The organism is Paenarthrobacter sp. NPDC089322, from assembly GCF_040684895.1.
In the GTDB taxonomy this organism is placed as follows: Bacteria; Actinomycetota; Actinomycetes; order Actinomycetales; family Micrococcaceae; genus Arthrobacter.
On the sequence record NZ_JBFBGW010000009.1, the window covers coordinates 48433 to 67756 of the forward strand.

Below are 19324 nucleotides of genomic sequence, written 5' to 3' on the forward strand. Positions count from 1 at the left end.
CATCCAGCCTCAAGGAAAGGAACGGCAAGACAATGAGGATGCTCGACCACTTCTCAGTTGAGAACATCGCAAGAGGGTCGGCCGTATTGGCCTCAGGGGGTGGGGGTGACCCCTACCGAGGCGCCTTAGCTGCCTCGGCCTATCTGTCAGAATTTGGTCCCGTTCCCCTGCTGGAACTCAACGAACTACCTGAAGAAGCGGTGCTCAGTACACCCTTCCTTATTGGTGCACCCCTTGCCCTTCTTGAGAAGTTTCCGTTCGGCGTGGAACTCGAACGCGCTCTTGCCGGTTTACAACGGCTGACAGGAAAGAGGATCAGCGCGTTGTTCGCCGGCGAAATTGGCGGTGTGAACTCGCTTCTGCCGATCGGCCTGGCGGCAAAGATGGGATTGTCAGTCGTCGACGCCGACACGATGGGAAGGGCGTACCCAGAAACGGATATGACCCTTACCAACCTCGCCGGATACCCAATGGCCCCCTTAGTAGTGGCTGACGATCACGGTACTGAGGTATCCGTTGCAACCGATGACGGACGAATCAGTGAAAACATCGGCCGGATCGTTTCACTCCAGTTTGGTGCGGCAGTCGGAGCAGCGGCGATGTGCAACACCGCCGGCGAGTTGAGAAACGCACTTGTACCGGGAACCCTCACCAAGGCGGAGGAAATTGGCAAGATCCTCCGAAATGCATCCCTTGACGTCGAAGCGTCCTGGGCAGAGGTTTTGGACTTCACTGGCGGGACACAGATATTTGAAGGACGGATAACAGCACTGCGCCAGGACATCGAGGGAGCCTTCGGAAAAGGATTGGTATCCATCGAAGGAACGGGTTCATACAAAGGCGACAGACTCCAGATCGTCGTCATCAACGAAAACCTGTCCGCGCGGACGCCGGAGAGGGTCCTGGCCTCAGCACCGGACATAATTTCCATCATTGATGACACCAGCGGTCTTGCACTCACAACCGAAAACGTTCGCTACGGATACAAAGTGCGGGTTGTTGCACTCCCCTGCGACGAACGTTGGCTCAGCCCGGAGGGACTTGCTCTCGGCGGGCCCTCAAGGTTCAACTTCGATTTTGAATATGAACCCTTCTCCGGGCGACAAACAAGGATTAACAGTCTCTAACAGATAGGTAGCATTTCCATGGCGCAAACCTCTGCCGGAGCGGCCGAACCACGGTTGCACCGCCCTGGCCTCCCGGAAAACACGAGCACGCGTGAGAAGGTCATGCACCGCCTGCGGCAGCTGGCTGGAGAAGACGCTCTTCACATGACGATTCTCGTCGCAGTACTGGTATTGCTCTGCGCAGTCCTGGCGTTGACAAGCAATCGATTCTTAAGCACTGGAAACGTCGTAGCCATCTTCCAGGCCATGGCCGTGCTGTGCATAGCTTCAATTGGACAAACTCTAGCCATCATTACAGGAGGCTTTGATCTCTCAATCGGGGGAGTTCTTCCCCTGGCCGGGATCGTCTTCGCCACCACTGTAAACACAGTACCGGGGCCCGTCGGCGTTGTTGTTGCCATTTTCGCTGCCCTAGCGATCGGAGCCGCCGTAGGGCTCGTCAACGGGTTCTTCATCACCAAACTGAAGGTGAATCCCCTGATCACGACACTGGGAACCCTTTCGGTAGCAGGTGGCGCAGCCTTTCTGTTCAACAATGGAGTAACGACAATCGTCAGCAGCCCGGCCGCTAAGGGACTCACCGGGCCAGTCTTCGGCCGTCTCACCTGGGACGTAGTTATGTTCATTGGTCTTGCACTGCTGACCACGCTCATACTGCACTACACCATCTGGGGCCGAATCATGTATGCCCTGGGAGGGAGCAGGGAAGCTGTTCGCAGGGCGGGAATTAGGGCCGACCGGGCCACTACCTCCATCTACATCGCCTCTGGCTGCTTCGCCGCATTCGCCGGAGTGATTGCCGCCAGCCAACTGCAAGCAGCATCTCCCACTTCATATTCCAACGCCCCGCTCTCCACAATCACCGCGGTCATCCTCGGAGGAGCAGCTCTCTACGGAGGACGCGGAACGATCCTGGGAACAGTTCTGGGGTCACTCCTGCTAGGCGTCATCGCGAACGGCCTCAACTTGCTCCAGATCAACACCTTTTACCAAACCATCATCACCGGAGCGGTTCTACTTCTGGCCGTCGGCCTTACTAAAATCAGGGATTCATTCTCCCGGAACAACGAATCCTGACGACAAATCGAAATGGACCAGAAAACAATGGGAAAAAAGCCAGCTTTCAGCCCAGCGCGCATGACAACGACCACTTCCGCAGGCCTCTTCACGGCGCTGCTGCTGGTGGCGGTGCCCGCTTGCTCTGCAGGATCGAGCAGTCAGTCCGCAGAGGACGACAGCGTCCACGTGGCCTTCGCTAACATTTCAGACCAGGCATCTCAGTTCCGACCAATATCGGACAGCTTCAAAACGTACGCCCAGAAGCTTCAGTGGGGCATCGAGACTTACGACAATGCCTTTGACGCCAGTGCATCTTTGAATAACGCGAAGCTGATGGCAGACAGCGAGGCCGACGTGCTCATCGACTTCACATCTGTGGACGGAGTACAGCCCGCGATCTCGCAAACCTTCGCTGCCGCAGGAAAGAAATGCATCGCCATGAACACCGCAATCGAGGGATGCAGTCTTTTCAACATCTCAAACGAAAAGTACGGCGCTGACGCTGGCTCCAACCTCGCGGCCGAAGCAGTCAAACGTGGCTGGACTGCCAACGACACCACCTTCATCGCGGTGAACTACGCTGCCGGCGGATCGAATCCCCAAGGCCTGGCAAGCAGCTCATACGAGGCATTCAGCTCCAAGTTCCCAGGCCTGACCAGGACGCCCAAAGAGGACATCACGTCAAGTACCACGACGATAGGTGAGAACTTCGTCCAGATCGACGGAAAAGCGACTTTGGCCGACTCCTCCACCGCCCTTCGGGATGCCCTGCAGCTGATCCCACCGGGACGGCATCTCGCTATCACCACCGTGAACGACGACGAAGCCCTCGGAGTCCTTGCCGCTCTTGAAAGTACGGGCCGAACAAATGATGCCTTGCTGGCATCAACGGGATCTTCGCCCGACGGCCTCAAAAATCTGCGCGAAAACCCCATCTGGATCTCCGAAGGTGCCGTCTACTTGAACTACTGGGCTGGCTACTCACTTGCCATGGCAAAAGCGATGATGGACGGACACACGCCGCCCGAACTGACTGTTGCCCCCCAAAACACCCTCACGAAAGAGAACGTTGACGAGTTCTTCAAGGATGGAATCGCCATCAAGGCCCCTGCACCCGACGAAAGCAGCAAATACCTGCTCGACACAGGTGTACTGCAGAAGCTCGGATTGGCAGGTTCCTGATGAAAGCTCCCACAACGATTCATGAACCTATTCAAGGAGGAGACATGAACGCCCTTCTACCGATTCCATCGGGGGACGAACCGCCAATGGCGGGCAGCGCACTCTCGGCCCGCAACCTCGGTAAGCGCTATGGAGCGGTAACCGCCCTAGCCGGCGTCAGCTTCGACATTGCACCGGGCGAAATTGTAGCCTTGGTGGGCGACAACGGCGCCGGGAAATCCACTACGGTGAAGCTGTTGTCCGGTGCAATCGCACCCACAACCGGCTCCGTTTACGTCCAAGGCACTCCGACTTCCATGAGATCCTCCCATGATGCCCGGGAGTCAGGCATCGAAACGGTATACCAGGATCTGGCCTTGGCCCCCAATCTAAGCATTGCCGCCAACATATTCCTCGGAAGGGAAATCCGAAAAACAGTGCTGGGCGGAATACTGGGCATGTTGGACTACAAAGCAATGGACAAACGTTCCGCCGCTGAACTGGCCGGGCTAAGCATTCGGGTGCCCTCGGTACGCACAAAGTGCCAGGATCTTTCGGGTGGCCAACGCCAAGCCGTCGCCGTAGCACGGGCGGCAACCTGGGGAAGTAAGGTCGTGATCATGGATGAACCGACAGCTGCGCTCGGAGTGGAGGAGCAGCATCAGGTTGGCGAACTGATCAGAGAAATTGCCCGCCAGGGCATTGGCGTCCTTCTTGTAAGCCATAACATTCCACAAGTCCACGAGATAGCTGACAGGGCCCTGGTCATGTTTCAAGGAAGGCTAATCGCAAACCTTCATACCAGGCGCTCATCCGTAGAAGACCTCGTCATGTGGATCACTGGCGCAGCAATGACCGGAAACCCATAGAAGGACAAGATGAACGGCAACGAGACGGCTAAGGCACCCACGATGGACCGAATTGGCCGCATCGCCACGATGGCGGATGAAGCCCTCATCCTCATCGTGGATGACCTCAGAGCTGGCGTTTACGACGTGGGCAGCAAACTTCCAGCCCTGCGGGACCTCGCAACAGAACTGGGAGTCGGTCATACAAACGTACGCGCCGCCATCGACCGCCTCGAAGCCGCTGGAGTCGTCCAAGTTAACAGGGGACGCAACGGGGGAATTACCGTTTTGAGCTTGGGTCGAGTGCCCGAAGCGCTCGAATCGCTCTACGACCCTATCCCCAAATCCGATCTGCCGTACCTTGTCGAAGCTTGGACAACCTTGGAACGCGAAATCCTGGTCCTCGCCAGCAGGCGAGCCAGCGGGGAAGACTTGCACCGGTTGGCGCTAAAGGTGGACAGGCTCCATGCCCATCCGGAGGAATCAACCATGGAATTTGCAGAGCGGACAGTGCACGTGCACATCCTCGCGGCAACCATAACAAAAAACCGATTCTTAAAGCGCCAGTTCTCGCACCTTCTCAACCTTCTCTCGTTTGTCTTCGCCCACGATGGCTATTTGGAAGAGTTCACTCCCCGGCGGCGGGCCCAGACACTTGATCATTACGACCGGCTGCTCAGCGCGGTGACTGCGCGTAACGAGGAACGGATTGCAGAAGTCGTACGCGAACGGCACCAACTGCAGATGGAAATGATGTTTGGTCCCGCAGGGACAAACCCCAACTACGACTTACAGCCCAAGGAAGGCCTCGTTGAAACAACTAGTGCTCAATAACGTCGACATCTTCGACACGGAAACACTTCAAATGCGCCCTGAGTCTAAGGTGATCATCCGAGGCAACCTCATAGTTGAGGTCACCAAGGCCTCAATGACCTCCAAGGCCGACGAACGAGACGGCGTGGTCATTGATGGCAAAGGCTCTACAGTTCTGCCAGGCCTGATCGACTGCCACACGCACCTTTTTTACGACAGCCTTCCCGAGCGCTTCGAAAACACTCCGGAATCATCTTCATTCCTTACAGCCATCGCCGTGACTTCGCTGCGAATGCATCTTGAAGCTGGTGTGACTACTGTGAGGGACTGCGGTTCACCACATGATCTCGCTGTCGGCCTGTCCCAGGCGCAGAGGGAAGGATTGATCCCAGGTCCTCGAGTGCTTCCCGCCGGCCGAATGTTGACAATGACCGGCGGACACGGAAGCCAGATCGGGCGTCTCGTGGACGGCGTAGACTCCGCCATTCTCCAGACCCGTCAAGCACTATCCAAGGGCGCGGACTTCATTAAACTGATGGCCACCGGAGGGATCGTGACAAAGGGAGTTCAACCCGGGCAAACAGCCCTCATGCCAGAAGAATTGGGCGCCATCGTACGGACCGCACACCATGCCGGCAAGAAAGTAACAGCGCACGCGACAGGCCTCGAAGGGGCGAGAAACGCTGTTGAAGCCGGAGTTGACTCACTCGAACACGGGGTTGAACTGGACGAATCCCTGTGCCAGCGAATGGTGCAGTCTGGCACCATGCTGGTTCCAACGCTCAGCGCCACCAACCAGCTCCTAGCCAAAGCCGACCTATTGCCGGAGTGGATGAAGGAAAAGGCTCTTCGGGCCTGGGGTAATCATGAACGAAGCTTCCGCACAGCCCATGAGGCCGGGGTCCGGCTGGCGGCGGGAACTGACGGAGGCACCCCTTACAACCCTCACGGATCGATCGCACAAGAAATGGCACTACTTGTATCGCTCGGGCTGACCCCCGCAGAGGCACTCTCCTCAGCTACCAAGGGGTCGGCACAAGCAGTGGGAATGGACAGCCAAATCGGATCCATAACTGAAGGGCTGATCGCCGATCTGATAATGGTTAAAGGAGATCCAACGGCTGACATCCATGCGCTCAACAAGCCTGAGTGCGTTATCCAGAACGGCACAATCTCGTACACAAGATGAAGAGATGCGCAGCGGGACCCCCGGCTACAACGAACAGCCCGTCATCCCGGCCCTCCGGATGTTTTCCCCGGCGAAACACGACGCGGTGATTAGTGTTCCGGGGGTCCGCGTCAATCGTTGAATGGAAACAGCCTGAGTCGCAGGGGACTCCTACCTGATTGGGTGTCGACATTTGGGAGGCCGGTTCCGGCCGGACCGACCTCCCGAAAGCTGGGTACTAGCTGGACGCTCTGAGTGCTTGAACGTAGGTTTCGACGCGTTCAAGCGTGCCGGCGTCGTGGGGGCCCCATGCGGGGTGTGGTGTGTCGGGTCCGGTGTAAGGTTCGTCGCGGTAGTGCTGCTGGTATTCAGCGAGTTTTTGTTCCAGTTCGTCCCGGATGGTGGCGTAGGCGGGGTCGTCGGCTACGTTTAGGACCTCTGTCGGGTCCTTGCGGAGGTCGTACAGTTCCCATTCGGCATCGAATTCCCGGTTCGAAGCGCCTGGGACGTCAAGCCCGGCACCGTAGTAGTGGATGAGCTTGTGGTCGGCCGTGCGTATGCCGTAATGACCTGGGGCTGCATGGATGGGGTCATCGTGCTCCCAATAGCGGTAGTAGGCGGCGTCCGGCCAGTCCTCAATTTGTTCGCCGCGAAGGAGGGGCCGGAAACTGCGGCCCTGGGAGGTCGGAAGTGCATTTCCTGCATCGATTCCTGCGATGTCGAGGAATGTCGCCGCAAAGTCAACGTTGGTGATGATGGCCTCGCAGCGGCTTCCGGCGGAGATCTCGGCCGGCCATTTCATGAGCATCGGCATTTGCAGCGACTGGTCGAACATGAGGCGCTTGTCGAACCAGCCGTGGTCGCCCAGGAAGAACCCTTGATCTGAGGTGTAAACGACAAGGGTGTTCTCCGCCAGTCCTCGCTCGTCAAGGTAGTCCAGAAGCCTGCCGACATTGTCGTCGATGGACTGAATGCACTGCAGGTAGTCACGCATATAAATCTGGTACTTCCACCGCATCCTTGCTTCCCGGTTTTCGGGTCCGCGCAGCTCTTCGGGGACTTCGGTCTTGAGGTCATCGGCGCCCATGTCATCGGCGATGGTCATGTGGACGTTCCGGACCGCTTGGCTGCGGGTGGCGTAGTCGTCGAAGAAGGTTTCCGGCTCAGGGATTTGCCCGTCTGCGTACAGGTGCTTGTGTTTCTCGTCCGGAATCCACGGGCGGTGCGGGGCTTTGTGATGGACGAGCATGCAGAAGGGCTCCTCCCCCGTCAGCCCGTCCAGCCAATCAAGGGAGAGGTCCGTGACAATGTCCGTCGCGTAGCCAGGCACGGTAATGCTGCCGCTCTGATCAATCATTTCCGGGTCGATATAGTCTCCCTGCCCCGGGAAGATCTTCCAGTCGTCGAATCCTCGGGGCAAAGCATTGCCGTGCTCACCGAGGTGCCACTTTCCGAAGAGCGCGGTTTTGTATCCCTGCCCGTGGAGCACGTCCACGAAGGTGGGTACGCGATAGTCCATTTCTGTCCAGATCGAAGAGACACCGTTGATGTGGCTGTAGGTGCCGGTGAGTATGGACGCCCGTGAAGGGCTGCAGATGGAGTTTGTGCAGTAGACGGCGTCCAGGCGCATGCCGCCTTCGGCGATCCGGTCCAGGTGGGGGGTTGAGTTGACGCGGCTGCCGTAGGCCGAAATCGCGTGTGCGGCGTGGTCATCGGACATGATGAAGATGATGTTCGTCTTTGACATCTTCTTCCTTCCTAAGTTCTTGGGGCGCGTGCACGGGCCGGATTACGCTGGCTGCTGTCGGACCATGCCGTACGGGACGGCAGGGTGGGCGCGAACGATGTACCTGGCGGGACCTGTCGGTGTGACGAGGACGCCGATGTGATGATGCGCCGCCGCCCGGGCAACGATGTCGATCGCTTCCTTCAGCTTCTGGTCCAGTTCTTCAGCCGTGGCTGCATGGACTTCGAGCATTCCGGGGTGCCGCTCTCCTTCGCTGTGTGTACCGGCGGCGTCAGCGCGTGGTTCGCTCTGGTTCAGATGGTGTCTGGCTTTCATTGCCCCTCTCATGCCGGTACACCGTCTCCGGACAGGTAAACCTTGTGCTGTAGGGGAAGGTCGCTCACTGATGTCCCGAAGCGCAGGGTGTGCTCGCCTGTTTCGTAGGTCCATCCGTTGTCCCAGTAAGCCAGCAGTCGGGTGGGTACTTTCACTGTCGCGGTGACGGTCTCACCGGGTCGGGCCCAGACGGGTGCGAAGGCCACCAACCAACGGACGGGGCGTTCGACGGCGGAGTCCTTCTTTTCGGCGTAGACCTGCACTACCTGCTTGCCGAAACGTTCGCCCGTGTTGGTCAGAGTGAAGGTTACGGGGATGGCTTCGCCTGGCGTGACGGGGTGCGCTGGTGCGTTGGCCGTGTTGAGTTTCCAGGTGGTGTAGCCGAGTCCGTAGCCGAATTCGTAGGCCGGTGTGGCCTCTGTTTTGAGCCAGGCGCGGTAGCCGACGTGGATGCCTTCGTCGTAGCGGAGTTTTCCATGGGCGTCGGGGGTGGTTTTGATCACCGGTACGGTGCCTTGGGTGGCGGGCCATGTGGTGGGCAGTCGGCCGCCCGGTTCGGCGGTGCCGGTGATGATGTCGGTGAGAGCGTTGCCGAATTCCTGGCCGCCGAAGTAGCCGATCAGGATCGCCGCGACTTCGTGCCGCCACGGCATGATCACCGGTGAGCCCGCGTTGACGATGACGATGGTGCGCGGGTTTGCGGCCGCGACGGCGTGCACCAGCCGGTCCTGCATTCCGGGAAGGTCCAGGGTGGTGCGGTCGTAACCTTCGGATTCGACGCGGGAGTTCGTGCCGACCACGACGACGGCGACATCGGCTTCGCGCGCGGCCTTGACGGCCTCGATGATCAACACCTCAGAGTCCGTATCGGCTGGTTCGGTACCGAGCGTGATACTGAGGGCGTTATCCAGAGGTCCGGTGCGGTCAGCTGTGTTCAGTTCCACCAGGACGTCCAAGGGAACACCTGCGCTCACGGGGATCTCGACCGACGAGGACGGTGGAGCGAGAAAAGACTCGGCGATGTCCTTGCCATCGACCTTGATGTTCCCTTCATGCACAAGGGCATTGTTGACGTAGACGCGCGTCTGACCGACGGTGGCCGCACCGAGTCGGACCGTCCCGGACTCGTTCGGGGTAAAGACGGTGTGCAGCCGGACGGCGGAGGATTCCCGGACCGGCGCGTCACCACCGAACCAGACCAAGGCCGTGGAACGGCGGTCCTCCGTGAACAATTCATGGCCTGCGTCGTCGAGGAAGCTCACCCGCAGGCCGGGTTCGCCGGTGGAGGGGTTGGTGGTCTGGTCCAGAGGCAGTTCGACAACGCCTTCCTGGACGATGGCGCCGATGCTGTAGGTGACATTGTCATTTCCGAACCGGGCGCGGATGCCCTGCAGGGGTGAGACGGTCTTCTCCGGCAGGACCGTTGCTGAGCCGCCGCCCTGGGTCCTGGCGTGCTTGGCGTTGTGTCCGATGACGGCCACGGTTCCCGTAGCGGCACGATTCAGCGGCAGCACGCCGTCGTTCTTCACCATCACGGTGCCGGCGGCGGAGGCTTCCCGGGTGAACGCGATCAGGTCTTCGAGGTCCATTGGTTCTGCCTGGGCCGGTTCGAAGCCCTCCAGGGCGCCGACGCGGGCGGCGAGTTGCAGGATCCGCAGGACCTTCCGGTCAACACTTGCTTCCGGGATTTCCCCAGCCCGGACGGCGGCGACGAGGGCCTCGCCCCAGGGTCCGTCCGGGCCGGGCATGACCAGATCCTGGGAAGCGCGGGCGGAATCAATGGTGCGGACCGCCGTCCAGTCGCTGATCACTACACCGTCGAAGCCCCATTCGGTGTTGAGCGGGGTTTCCAGCAGGTCGTTCTCTGTGGCCGTAGTGCCGTTGATGGAGTTGTAGGCGCTCATCACCAGCCAGGCCTGGGACTCGACGATGGCTTTTTCGAATGCCAGCAGGTAGACCTCCCGCAGAGGCCGCTCATCGACTTGCACGTCAACGGTGAAGCGGTCGGTTTCGGAATCGTTCGCGACGTAGTGCTTGGGGGTGGCACCGACGCCGTTGCGCTGCACTCCGTTCACATACGCGGCGGCGAGTTCAGCGGTCAGGACGGGGTCTTCGCTGAAGGCCTCGAAGTGCCTACCGCCCAGCGGGGAACGGTGCAGGTTGATCGTCGGGCCGAGAACAACGTCGACGCCTTTGCGCCGGGCCTCCACCGCGGATGCCGCGCCCAGCCGGTCGGCCATAGACGGGTCCCAGGTGGAGCTGATCGCCGTGGCGGAGGGAAAGTTGACGGAGGGCTGACGTTCGTCCCAGGCCTCGCCCCGCACGCCGGTCGGACCGTCAGAGACCAGGATCCTCCGCAAGCCGATCTTCTCCATCGGCCATGTCGTCCAAAAATCACGTCCGGTAAGCAGCCGGACCTTCTCCTCCAGGGTCAGCTCCTGGGTCAGCGCTTCAAGGCGCTGATCGACGGTGATGATTTCCATGGTTCCTTCTTTCACTGCAGATTGATGTTCGCGCTGGGGACCGGCGGCTTCTCTTGGAGCCGTCCTCCTTCTATGTCTTTGGTGGACTCGCGTCCTGGCCCCGGTAGCAGGCTTTCGTCACTTGGGCGAAAGCCGAGGCGCCAGGCTTTGAACCTCAGTACTTTGGCCTCACCGGTCGGTATTGGGGCGGTGTAGAGGTTCCAGGTCCGGCCGTCTTCCTCGGGGCTCCCTGTCACCCTGTCCATGAGTTTCCGGGGTGTTTGTTCCTGCTGGGGCAATGCAGTCCATCCGATGGAGGCGCCGGGGGTCGAGCAAGTGGCCATCACTCCCTCCTGCGTTACTGACAGCGTGGGAGTTGCGACCACGGGAGCCCGACCGTCCGACCGCCAGGTTTCCATTAGGTGGGGTTCCGGCATCATGCCAAGATCCTGTATGTCGTCTTGCCAGACCTTGAGTGCTTTCCTCATCCGGACCAAGGCTTTCCTGTGCTCAGGCTCGTGGACGAGGTTCGTGGTCTCGTGGGGGTCCTGCTCGAGATCGTAGAGTTCCTCAGCGGGTTTGGACGCCGCCACGAGGCTCCGCTGAAGGGCACTCAAGTGACTGGGCAGTTCGCCGCAGGCCAACTGCCTGGCTTCTTCCCCCCTGAGCCGCCTGAGTTCCGCCCACGTGGCTGTATGGTCGGGGTAGTCGATGTGGGGCATGGGCGAGCGGTCCGGATGGAAGTTCCGGACGTAGCGGTACCTTGGGTCGCGGATTGTCCGGGAGGTGTCTTCTGACTCGTCCATCCGGTCCCGGCCGCCATAGATGTAGGTGTTTGGGTTGGTGAAGGTGCCATCGGGTTTCAGGAGCGCTTTGCCGTGCATGTGCGCCGGAGTGCCCAGCCCGGTGACATCAAGCATTGTGGGAGCAAGATCCATCGTGTGAACAAGGTCCGTGCGGACGGTGCCGGGGCCGATGACACCGGGCCACCGGATGATTAGGGGTACCCGGAGGCCCGCTTCGGTCGCCCAGCGTTTGGCGCGGGGCATTCCCCTGCCGTGGTCGCTCCAGAAGACCACCAGGGTGTTCTCGGTCAGACCGTCTTCTTCCAGTTGGTCCAGGATGCCACCGACCCAGTGGTCCATCTCTGTAATGAGGTCGGCGTAGCGGACCCAGGCTTTCCGGAAGACCTCCGTATCGGGGTAGTAGGGCGGTAGCGGAGCGGTCGATGGCTCGTGCCGGTCCTGTAGGGCGACGTTTGAGGTCGACCGTAGGAAGGACTCCTCATTGAGATATATCTGGGACTCGTGGGTTGTCATTCCGTGGAACGCTGCAAAGAACGGCATGTCTTTGTCCGGCCTGTTGCGCCAATGCGCCGAGGGACTGCACTCGTCAAAAACAAGCGGTGGGACGTCCACCTGAAAGTCCGTGAAGTAGTTGTTGGTGCAGTAGTAGCCTGCTTCCCGGAAATATTGGGGCAAGAGCTTCACCTCAGGCGGCGGGACGGCCTTTGTGCGCATGTGCATGGTGCCGATGGCATTCGGAAAACAGCCTGTCATGATCGCTGACCGGGCGGGCGCGCAAACGGGTGCAGCGGCGAATGCCCGGTCGAACCGGGCGCCGTTGGCCGCCAGGCGGTCCAGGTTAGGGGTGTGCGCGTACTCGGCGCCCGGCCATTCCCCGGCATAACAGCCAAGGTCCGGGTTGATGTCATGCGTGGAAATCCACACGATGTTAGGAGCGCTCATGGGGCCGGGGTGGCCGTCTGGTCAACGTCCAGGCCGATTCCCGTGTGGAATTCTGCGGTCATTGGATCGCCTGTGGTGGTCATCCAGCGGGAGAGGCTGTTTCTTGTGCGGGTGAGGACTGGTTCGAGGTCCGGATTGCCTGCGACGTTGATGAGGCATTCGGGGTCGGCCGCCAGGTCGTACAACTCTTCCCGTGCCCGTGTGAGGTAGAAGTCGGCCCGTTGGCGGATGGCCTGGTCCTTTTCGGCCGCCTCAAGCATTGCCGGCCATGAGAGGCCCCACATATTCTCGGCGCGGTACTGGGCGCCGCCTTCGGCCCATCCGTTCCAGATATACCCGTACCGGGTGTCCTGAACGCAGCGCATCTCGAAACGCTGCTTGGCCGAGGTTTCGTGGAAGACAGTGAAAACCCTGTCCCGTCCTTCTTCGCTCCTGCCAGTGAGGAGCTTGGTGAGTGAGGTGCCGTCGAGACCTTCGGGCACGGGAACACCGGCGGCGTCGCAGAAGGTGGGGAAGAGGTCCAGCATGTTGACGAAGGCCTCGTCGTTGCTGCTCCCCGGGGTGGTCACGCCGGGCCAGCGGACGATGAGAGGGGTGAGGGTACTCCGGAGGTAGCAGTTCGCTTTAGCGAACGGGAACGCCATGCCGTTGTCGGACAGAAAAATCACGAGGGTATGGTGGGCTGCCCCGCTTCGATCCAGCGCGGCGAGAACAGCTCCCACGACGTCGTCGCACCGGCGCGATGAGCTGAGGTATTCAGCGTATTCCTGACGGACCCCGGGTATGTCGGGAAGGAAACCGGGGACGTCCACTTCGTCGGCACGAAACACCTTGGACGGCTCGGGGTATTCGCTCCGTTCCTCCTCAGACCAGAGTTCGCGCTCTGCCGCACTGCCGTGGAAGGGGCGGTGCGGATCGTGCGCGTTTGCCATCAGGAACCAGGGGTGGCCGTCTTTGGAGGCTTCGGTGATGAATTCCTCGGCACGGGTGCCGTAGGCCTCGGGACTCCGACCGAGCCCCAGCTGGCGCATATCGACCGCCATGTCCCAATCGAATCGCTCAACTGGTTGGATGTGTCCAACTTTTCCGAGGATCCCCACCCTGTATCCGGCCCGCTTCAGTTGGTCGTTGATAACGCCGATGCCGTCGTTGATGGGTTCGAATCCTTCGGCGCCGTTGCGGTGTGGCCACAGCCCCGTCATCAGGGCCGAGCGACTTGGCTGGCAAACCGCTGCCGGTACGTGGGCGCGACCGAACACCATCCCATCACCGGCAAGCCGGTCGAGGTTGGGGGTGGCGTCACCTGGGCCTCCGAACGAGCCGGGAGTGTTGCCGTCCATGTCGTCGGCGGTGATCAAGAGGATGTTTGTCACTCTGTTGCCTTTGCTTGTTCCAGGTTTTGTGGGTCCGTAGTCACGCGGAGCTCCTCCCACCGCACGGGCCAGGTTACGAGCGTGTTCGGTGGCTTCTTCGTTGTTCTGCTGGCGTCGATACCGACGCGACTGTTCTGCGCGTTAGGTCCGTGCCCTACGCGTTTTGCGTCGCGAGCAGCTGGCGGCGCTCCTCCCGGCGGTGAGCCTGCGCCTTCGGGTTGGCCACGGGTGCGGCAAAGAACAGCCGCTGCGTGTAAGGGTGCTGGGGCTGACTGGTGACTTTATCCCCATCGCCAAATTCGACTATTTCTCCCCGGTACATCACCGCGACACGGTGGCTGATGTGCCGAACGACTTCGAGGTCGTGGGACACGAAGAGATAAGCGACCTGGGTTTGCTCCTGAATGTCCTTGAAGAGTTCCAGAACCCGGGCCTGAGTCGAGAGGTCAAGCGCGGAGACGGGCTCGTCGCAGACAATCAGTGCCGGTTTGAGCGCCAGGGCACGGGCGATGGCGATGCGTTGGCGTTGTCCGCCTGAGAATTCGCGGGGGAGTCGGTTTCCGGCGTCGGCTGGTAAACGGACCATGGCGAACAGGTCCTTAATCCGCTTGGACGATTCAGCCCGGGGGACCTTGCGGACATCGAGCGGCTCAGACAGGATCTGTTCGACGGTCAGCGATGGGTTAAGTGAGGTGTAAGGGTCTTGGAAGACGACTTGGATGTCGCTGGCCAGTTGACGGCGGTCGGCCCGGCTGGCGTGCGAGATGTCTTCTCCGCGGAAAAGCACCGCTCCCCCCGTCACCGGTGCCAAGCCAAGGACTGCCCTGCCCAGTGTGGTCTTCCCGGATCCTGATTCACCCACCAGGCCCACGCACTCGCCCTTTTGAACATCTACGGAAACGCTGTGTAGCGCCCGGAAGGGCTTGCCCCGGAAGCCGTGGCCGGGATATTCCACGGTGACGTTCTGGATGTCCAGCAGTGGTTCGTTCATCGGACTGCTCCGTTCTGGCTGGTGGCGGCATCAGCAGCGACAAGGGGACCGCGTGGTTCCGCGTCACTGAGGATGGCACCGAGGAGTTCCTGGGTGTAGGGGTGACTGGGTGACTCGAAAATCGGCTCGGTAGGCCCGGTTTCAATAATCCGTCCAAGACGCATGACGGAGACCCTGTCGCAGAGATCAGCGACGACGCCGAAGTTGTGCGTGACAAGAACCACCGCCATCTGGAACTCGGACTGTAGGTCCCGGAGGAGGTCCAGAACTTCTGCCTGGACGGTGACGTCCAGCGCGGTTGTGGGTTCGTCGGCAATCAAAAGGTCCGGGTTGCAGGAAATGGCACCTGCTATGAGGACGCGTTGGGCCATGCCGCCCGAGACTTGGTGGGGGTAGGAGGCAAACGTTCGTTCAGGGTTGGGAATCCCTACCCGGGCCAGCAGGCTAAGTGCACGCTTTTTGGCTTCCGCGGCTGATATGCCCAACTGGATGCGCATGGGCTCCACGAGCTGGCTTCCAATGGTGAAGGACGGGTCCAGGTTCGACATAGGTTCCTGGGGGATGTAGGCAATCTTTCGCCCCCGCATTTTCTCCATGTCCCGCACCGACAGCTGCGCCAGGTTTTTGCCCTGGAAGTGGATGGAGCCACCGACAATTTTTCCGCCTTCGGGCAGCAGCCGGAGGATGGACCAAGCGGTCTGGGTCTTTCCCGAACCCGACTCTCCGACCAGGCCGTGGACTTCTCCCCGGCGGACGGTAAGTGAGACGTCGTGAACGACTTTCTTGGTGCCTCCGTCCGGGCTGGGGTATCCGACCGACAGGTTGGCGACTTCGAGGACTATTTCTCCTTCGCGAGCTGCCGGTTCCGGATGGCGGATCACATCGTCCCCAGCTTTTACGTCAGCGGCGATTGATGCGGTTTTCTTCTTGCTGCCCCGCTTACGGGGTGCGTTGGCGCGCTCAAGCTCGTCCCGGAGGCTGTTGGCGAGCAGGGTCAGAGCGATCAAAGTCAACCCGATGGCCAAGGCCGGCCACAGGATCAGCATGGGAGAGGTGTAGAGGTTGGTGAAGCCGTCACTGAGCATTGAACCCCAAGTGGGGACGTTGATATCACCCAGGCCGAGGAACTCCAACCCTGATTGGACGGCCAAGGCGATGCCGCCCACGATTGCTGACTGGATCACGATGGGCGCCCGAACGACCGAGAAGATGTGGACTGCGATAATTCGGCCGTCGCTGAGTCCGGAGACTCGGGCCGCGTCGACGTAGAGTTCGTTGCGGACCGCCGTGACTGAGGCGTACACCAGGCGGAAGAACGCAGGAGACAGCATGACGCCGAAAATCAGCATCGAAAGCCACAGTGAGGGTCCAACGACGGCTCGTGCTGCCAGCAGAACGATGATGGTGGGCAGCGCCATCATCAGAGAGATGATCCATGTCCAGGCCGTGTCGATCCACTTGCCAAAATAGCCTGCGAGCAGGCCGCCGGTCACGCCGATGACCATGGCAGTCAGGAGTGCGACCAAGGCTCCGGCAAGACTGAACTGGGCGCCGAAGATCAACCGGGAGAGTACGTCGCGGCCCGAACCGTCTGCACCAAGCGGGTTGTCCCCACCTGGAGGGGCGAGCACGTTCTGGATCACCGCTGTATTGGGGTCGTGCGGGGCCAGGAACTGGGCGAAAACCGCGGTGAATATGGCAACGGCGAGGAATGCCATCGATGCTACTGCCAAGGGGTTACGGAGGACGCGGCGGAACAGCGAGACCTTTGCGCCACCGCGTGGTGCGACGACGATTTCAGGATCGGTGGTGTGTGCAGGATTTGTCATGACAGACGCACTTTCGGGTTGAGCCAGCCCTGGGCCAGATCGACCAGGAGGTTGAAGACGATGACGATGACGCCGGTGGCCAGGAGCAGCCCCATCACCAGCGGAATATCGCCCTGGGTTGTGGCCTGCACGGCTACTTGTCCCAACCCGGGGATCGCGAAGACCTGCTCGACAATGACGGCACCGCCCAGGAGTCCAACAAAGATGACAGCGAGGACGGCCAGCGCAGGACCTGCAGCATTGCGCAGGACATGCTTGAGGATGACGGTGCGCTCGGGGATTCCCCGGCTCCGCAGTGTTCGGACGTAGTCGTTGCGCAGGGCATCGATGACCGCGCCTCGGATCTGCTGGGTGACGTTGGCGATGCCACCCAGCGCCAGGGCAATTACGGGCAGGGTCACGGTCTTGAGCCATCCGGTCGGCGAATCGGTGAAGGGGACATACCCGGTTGGATCGAACCAACCCAAGGTAAGAGCAAAGAAGAGCACCAGCCCGACGGCGAAGAGGAACCCAGGGATTGCGTGGCCAAGGACGGCGAGCAGCTGGGCAAGTTTATCGACCCAGCCCCGCTTGGTCGCGGCGAGCACCCCAAGGACCACCGAGACGATGGCGACGACGAGTACGGTGCCGATGACGAGGGACAGGGTGACGGACAGGCGGGAGATGATCGCCGCCGATACAGTCTGGCCGCTGAACCATGAGTAGCCGAAGTCTCCGGAAATGGCGTGGACTACCCAATCGCCGTACTGCACCAGCACTGGACGATCCAGACCGAGTTCCTGTGCTTTTTGGGTTACGGTTTGGGCGTCGGCGGATTCGCCGAGGATCTTCCTGGCGATGTCACCGCCGCCAAGATACAGGAGCGTGAACCCGATGGTGGTGATGGCGGCGAGCATGACGATGCCGGTGAGCAGCCTTCTCACGATGAATGAAATCATGATGATCTTTCAGTGGTAGGGCTGCCGAGGGCCGTGAAAGTGGCCCCCGGCAGTGGTCCTAGGCCTTGGGGGTGATGTTCCAGAGGTTGGGCCAAGCGTTGCCCTGGTTCAATTCGACCTGGGTCTTGGCGTTGGTGACGAAGAAGTTCGTGGGGGTGTACCAAGGTGCGAACCATGCCTGGTCAACTACGTACTTGTTGAGTTCCTTCAGCGCGGAGTCCCGGTCTGCGCCTTCGGCGGTGCGGATCTTGGATACCAACGCATCCACGGCGGGATCCTGGTATTTGAAGGTGTTCCAGGTTGCAGTGGGGGCCAAGAGGTTGCTGATGAGCTGCCATTCGTTGGCGTCGCGCTGGAGGGTGAAGTAGGACACTCCGTACTTCTTGCTCTGGAGGTCGGCGATGATGTTCTGCCCAACGTCGGTGTAGGAGACCTTGATTCCGACGTCCCCGAGTTGCTGCTGCAGGAGTGGCCACATTTGCTTCGGGAAGCCAGGAGAAGTGGGGATGGTCAGGTCGAAACCGTTGGGGTAGCCGGCCTTGGCGAGCAGGTCCTTGGCCTTTGCGGGGTCGAACTTATAGGTGTCGTTCAAGGATTGGTCGTAGGCCGGGGAGTCTTCACGGAAGACCTGCCCGGTGACCTTGCCGAAGCCGAGGCCGACAACTTTGAGGAAGGCATCACGATCGACGGCGTAGTTGATGGCCTGCCGAACTTCGACCTTGCCCAGCGCCGGGTTGCTTTGCCCCGCCCTGTCAAACAGCATCAGGCCAGCGAAGTTCAGCTCGTTTCCGTTGTCGGTGAAGCCGGCTGCTTTGACCTGGGGAATGATGCTGACGTCATTGATGGCAGATGCGTCCAGCTGTTTGCCCCGCAGGGCGTTCAGTAGGGAGGTCGCGTCGTTGTACACATTGATGGTCAGAGTGTCGTACTTGACCGCGTCGGCGTTCCAGTACTTGGGGTTCTTGTCGAACTTGTAGGAGGTGCCAACGACACTTGAGCCGGTGTTCAGGATGTAGGGTCCTGAGCCGACCGGGTTGGTCTGCACATCGGGTTTGCCGAACGCAGCAGGGCTTTCCTGCATGCCAGCGGCTTGGGCCAGATAGATCAGGAACGCCGGGTTGGCCTGCTTCAGCGTGATTTCCAAGGTGTTCTTGTCTTTGGCGGTAGCGTCGGCCATATCGACGACTTTGCTCTTCTGCGGGGACGTTCCATCCCGGAACCGAAGAAGGTTTTGCGCGGCTACTTCCGCGGTGAAGGCAGTGCCGTCCGTGAAGGTGACGTCATCGCGCAGTTTCATCGTCAGAACGGTCTTGTCTGCGTTGTATTCCCACTGCGTGGCGAGGTTCGGCTCGACGTCCTTGCCGTTGGAGGAGGGCTTCAGCAGGCTGTCGTAAACAGCTTGGAAGTAGACGGACTGGTTGCCCCAGTTGATGTTCCTGGCCTCGAACGTGGCAGGGGGAATGATGTTGCCGAGAACCAGGCTGGGCGCAGACTTCGCCGTGTCGCCGGAGTTCCCGCCACCACCGCAACCGGCCAGCGCAAGACCGGCAGCGATCACGGCTGCAACAGCGGCCTTTTGAAAACGCATCATTACGTCCTTTCAGCTGTGGAGGCACCCAGCCGTGTTTCGCCGCAGTACCTGCCGCTCATCTCTGAGCAGTAAGTCGAGAATGGCAGATTGTGAAGCGCAACACAAGACCTACGGTTATACAACTTGTGAAATAGGTGCGCGGCTAAAACTAACA

The 19324-nt window shown here is 60.4% G+C and carries 15 protein-coding genes; 6 read left to right on the forward strand and 9 right to left on the reverse strand.

Annotation, left to right across the window (positions count from 1 at the left end; translation table 11 throughout):
* Positions 1–32: 32 nt before the first annotated feature.
* The 6 genes from AB0N65_RS11205 (at position 33) to AB0N65_RS11230 (ending at position 6197) form a co-directional block, all read left to right on the forward strand.
* On the forward strand, positions 33–1127 hold the full coding sequence (locus tag AB0N65_RS11205) for a DUF917 domain-containing protein (RefSeq protein WP_364161123.1): 1095 nt from the start codon (positions 33–35) through the stop codon (positions 1125–1127).
* Positions 1128–1271: 144 nt separating this feature from the next.
* Positions 1272–2204: an ABC transporter permease gene (locus tag AB0N65_RS11210; RefSeq protein WP_364161125.1), complete on the forward strand. Its 933-nt coding sequence runs from the start codon at positions 1272–1274 to the stop codon at positions 2202–2204.
* Positions 2205–2264: 60 nt separating this feature from the next.
* Positions 2265–3368 (forward strand): substrate-binding domain-containing protein, encoded by a 1104-nt coding sequence (locus AB0N65_RS11215; RefSeq protein ID WP_364161127.1) that lies wholly within the window; start codon positions 2265–2267, stop codon positions 3366–3368.
* A 44-nt stretch (positions 3369–3412) separates the two neighbouring features.
* Complete coding sequence (locus tag AB0N65_RS11220) at positions 3413–4216, forward strand: ATP-binding cassette domain-containing protein (protein WP_364161129.1); 804 nt, start codon at positions 3413–3415, stop codon at positions 4214–4216.
* A gap of 9 nt (positions 4217–4225) precedes the next feature.
* Entirely contained in the window at positions 4226–5029 is an 804-nt protein-coding gene (locus AB0N65_RS11225; protein WP_364161131.1) for a GntR family transcriptional regulator, read from the forward strand.
* Positions 5007–6197 carry an amidohydrolase family protein gene (locus AB0N65_RS11230; RefSeq protein WP_364161133.1) on the forward strand — a complete coding sequence of 397 codons (1191 nt, stop codon included), beginning with the start codon at positions 5007–5009 and terminating at the stop codon, positions 6195–6197. Before AB0N65_RS11225 ends, AB0N65_RS11230 begins: the two co-directional genes overlap by 23 nt.
* A 217-nt stretch (positions 6198–6414) precedes the next feature.
* Here the strand turns inward: AB0N65_RS11230 and AB0N65_RS11235 are convergent, their stop codons facing one another.
* From AB0N65_RS11235 to AB0N65_RS11275, 9 genes are all read right to left on the reverse strand, one after another.
* Entirely contained in the window at positions 6415–7923 is a 1509-nt protein-coding gene (locus tag AB0N65_RS11235; protein ID WP_364161135.1) for a sulfatase, read from the reverse strand.
* 42 nt (positions 7924–7965) lie between these two features.
* Positions 7966–8238: a hypothetical protein gene (locus AB0N65_RS11240; RefSeq protein WP_364161137.1), complete on the reverse strand. Its 273-nt coding sequence runs from the start codon at positions 8236–8238 to the stop codon at positions 7966–7968.
* 8 nt (positions 8239–8246) lie between these two features.
* The gene (locus AB0N65_RS11245; protein WP_364161139.1) at positions 8247–10721 is read right to left on the reverse strand and encodes a glycoside hydrolase family 3 C-terminal domain-containing protein; all 2475 of its coding nucleotides are present in this window, start codon (positions 10719–10721) and stop codon (positions 8247–8249) included.
* Positions 10722–10732: 11 nt separating this feature from the next.
* A complete protein-coding gene (locus tag AB0N65_RS11250) occupies positions 10733–12448 on the reverse strand; it encodes a sulfatase (RefSeq protein ID WP_364161141.1) in 1716 nt (571 codons plus the stop codon).
* Positions 12445–13821 (reverse strand): sulfatase, encoded by a 1377-nt coding sequence (locus AB0N65_RS11255; protein WP_364161143.1) that lies wholly within the window; start codon positions 13819–13821, stop codon positions 12445–12447. The genes AB0N65_RS11250 and AB0N65_RS11255 overlap by 4 nt, the downstream gene beginning before the upstream one ends.
* A 154-nt stretch (positions 13822–13975) precedes the next feature.
* Entirely contained in the window at positions 13976–14812 is an 837-nt protein-coding gene (locus AB0N65_RS11260) for an ATP-binding cassette domain-containing protein (protein ID WP_364161145.1), read from the reverse strand.
* Positions 14809–16641, reverse strand: coding sequence for a dipeptide/oligopeptide/nickel ABC transporter permease/ATP-binding protein (locus tag AB0N65_RS11265; protein WP_364161147.1), 1833 nt, complete (start codon positions 16639–16641; stop codon positions 14809–14811). The genes AB0N65_RS11260 and AB0N65_RS11265 overlap by 4 nt, the downstream gene beginning before the upstream one ends.
* Positions 16638–17579: an ABC transporter permease gene (locus AB0N65_RS11270; protein ID WP_364161149.1), complete on the reverse strand. Its 942-nt coding sequence runs from the start codon at positions 17577–17579 to the stop codon at positions 16638–16640. The genes AB0N65_RS11265 and AB0N65_RS11270 overlap by 4 nt, the downstream gene beginning before the upstream one ends.
* Before the next feature lie 58 nt (positions 17580–17637).
* The gene (locus tag AB0N65_RS11275) at positions 17638–19170 is read right to left on the reverse strand and encodes an ABC transporter substrate-binding protein (protein ID WP_364161151.1); all 1533 of its coding nucleotides are present in this window, start codon (positions 19168–19170) and stop codon (positions 17638–17640) included.
* Positions 19171–19324: the final 154 nt, after the last annotated feature.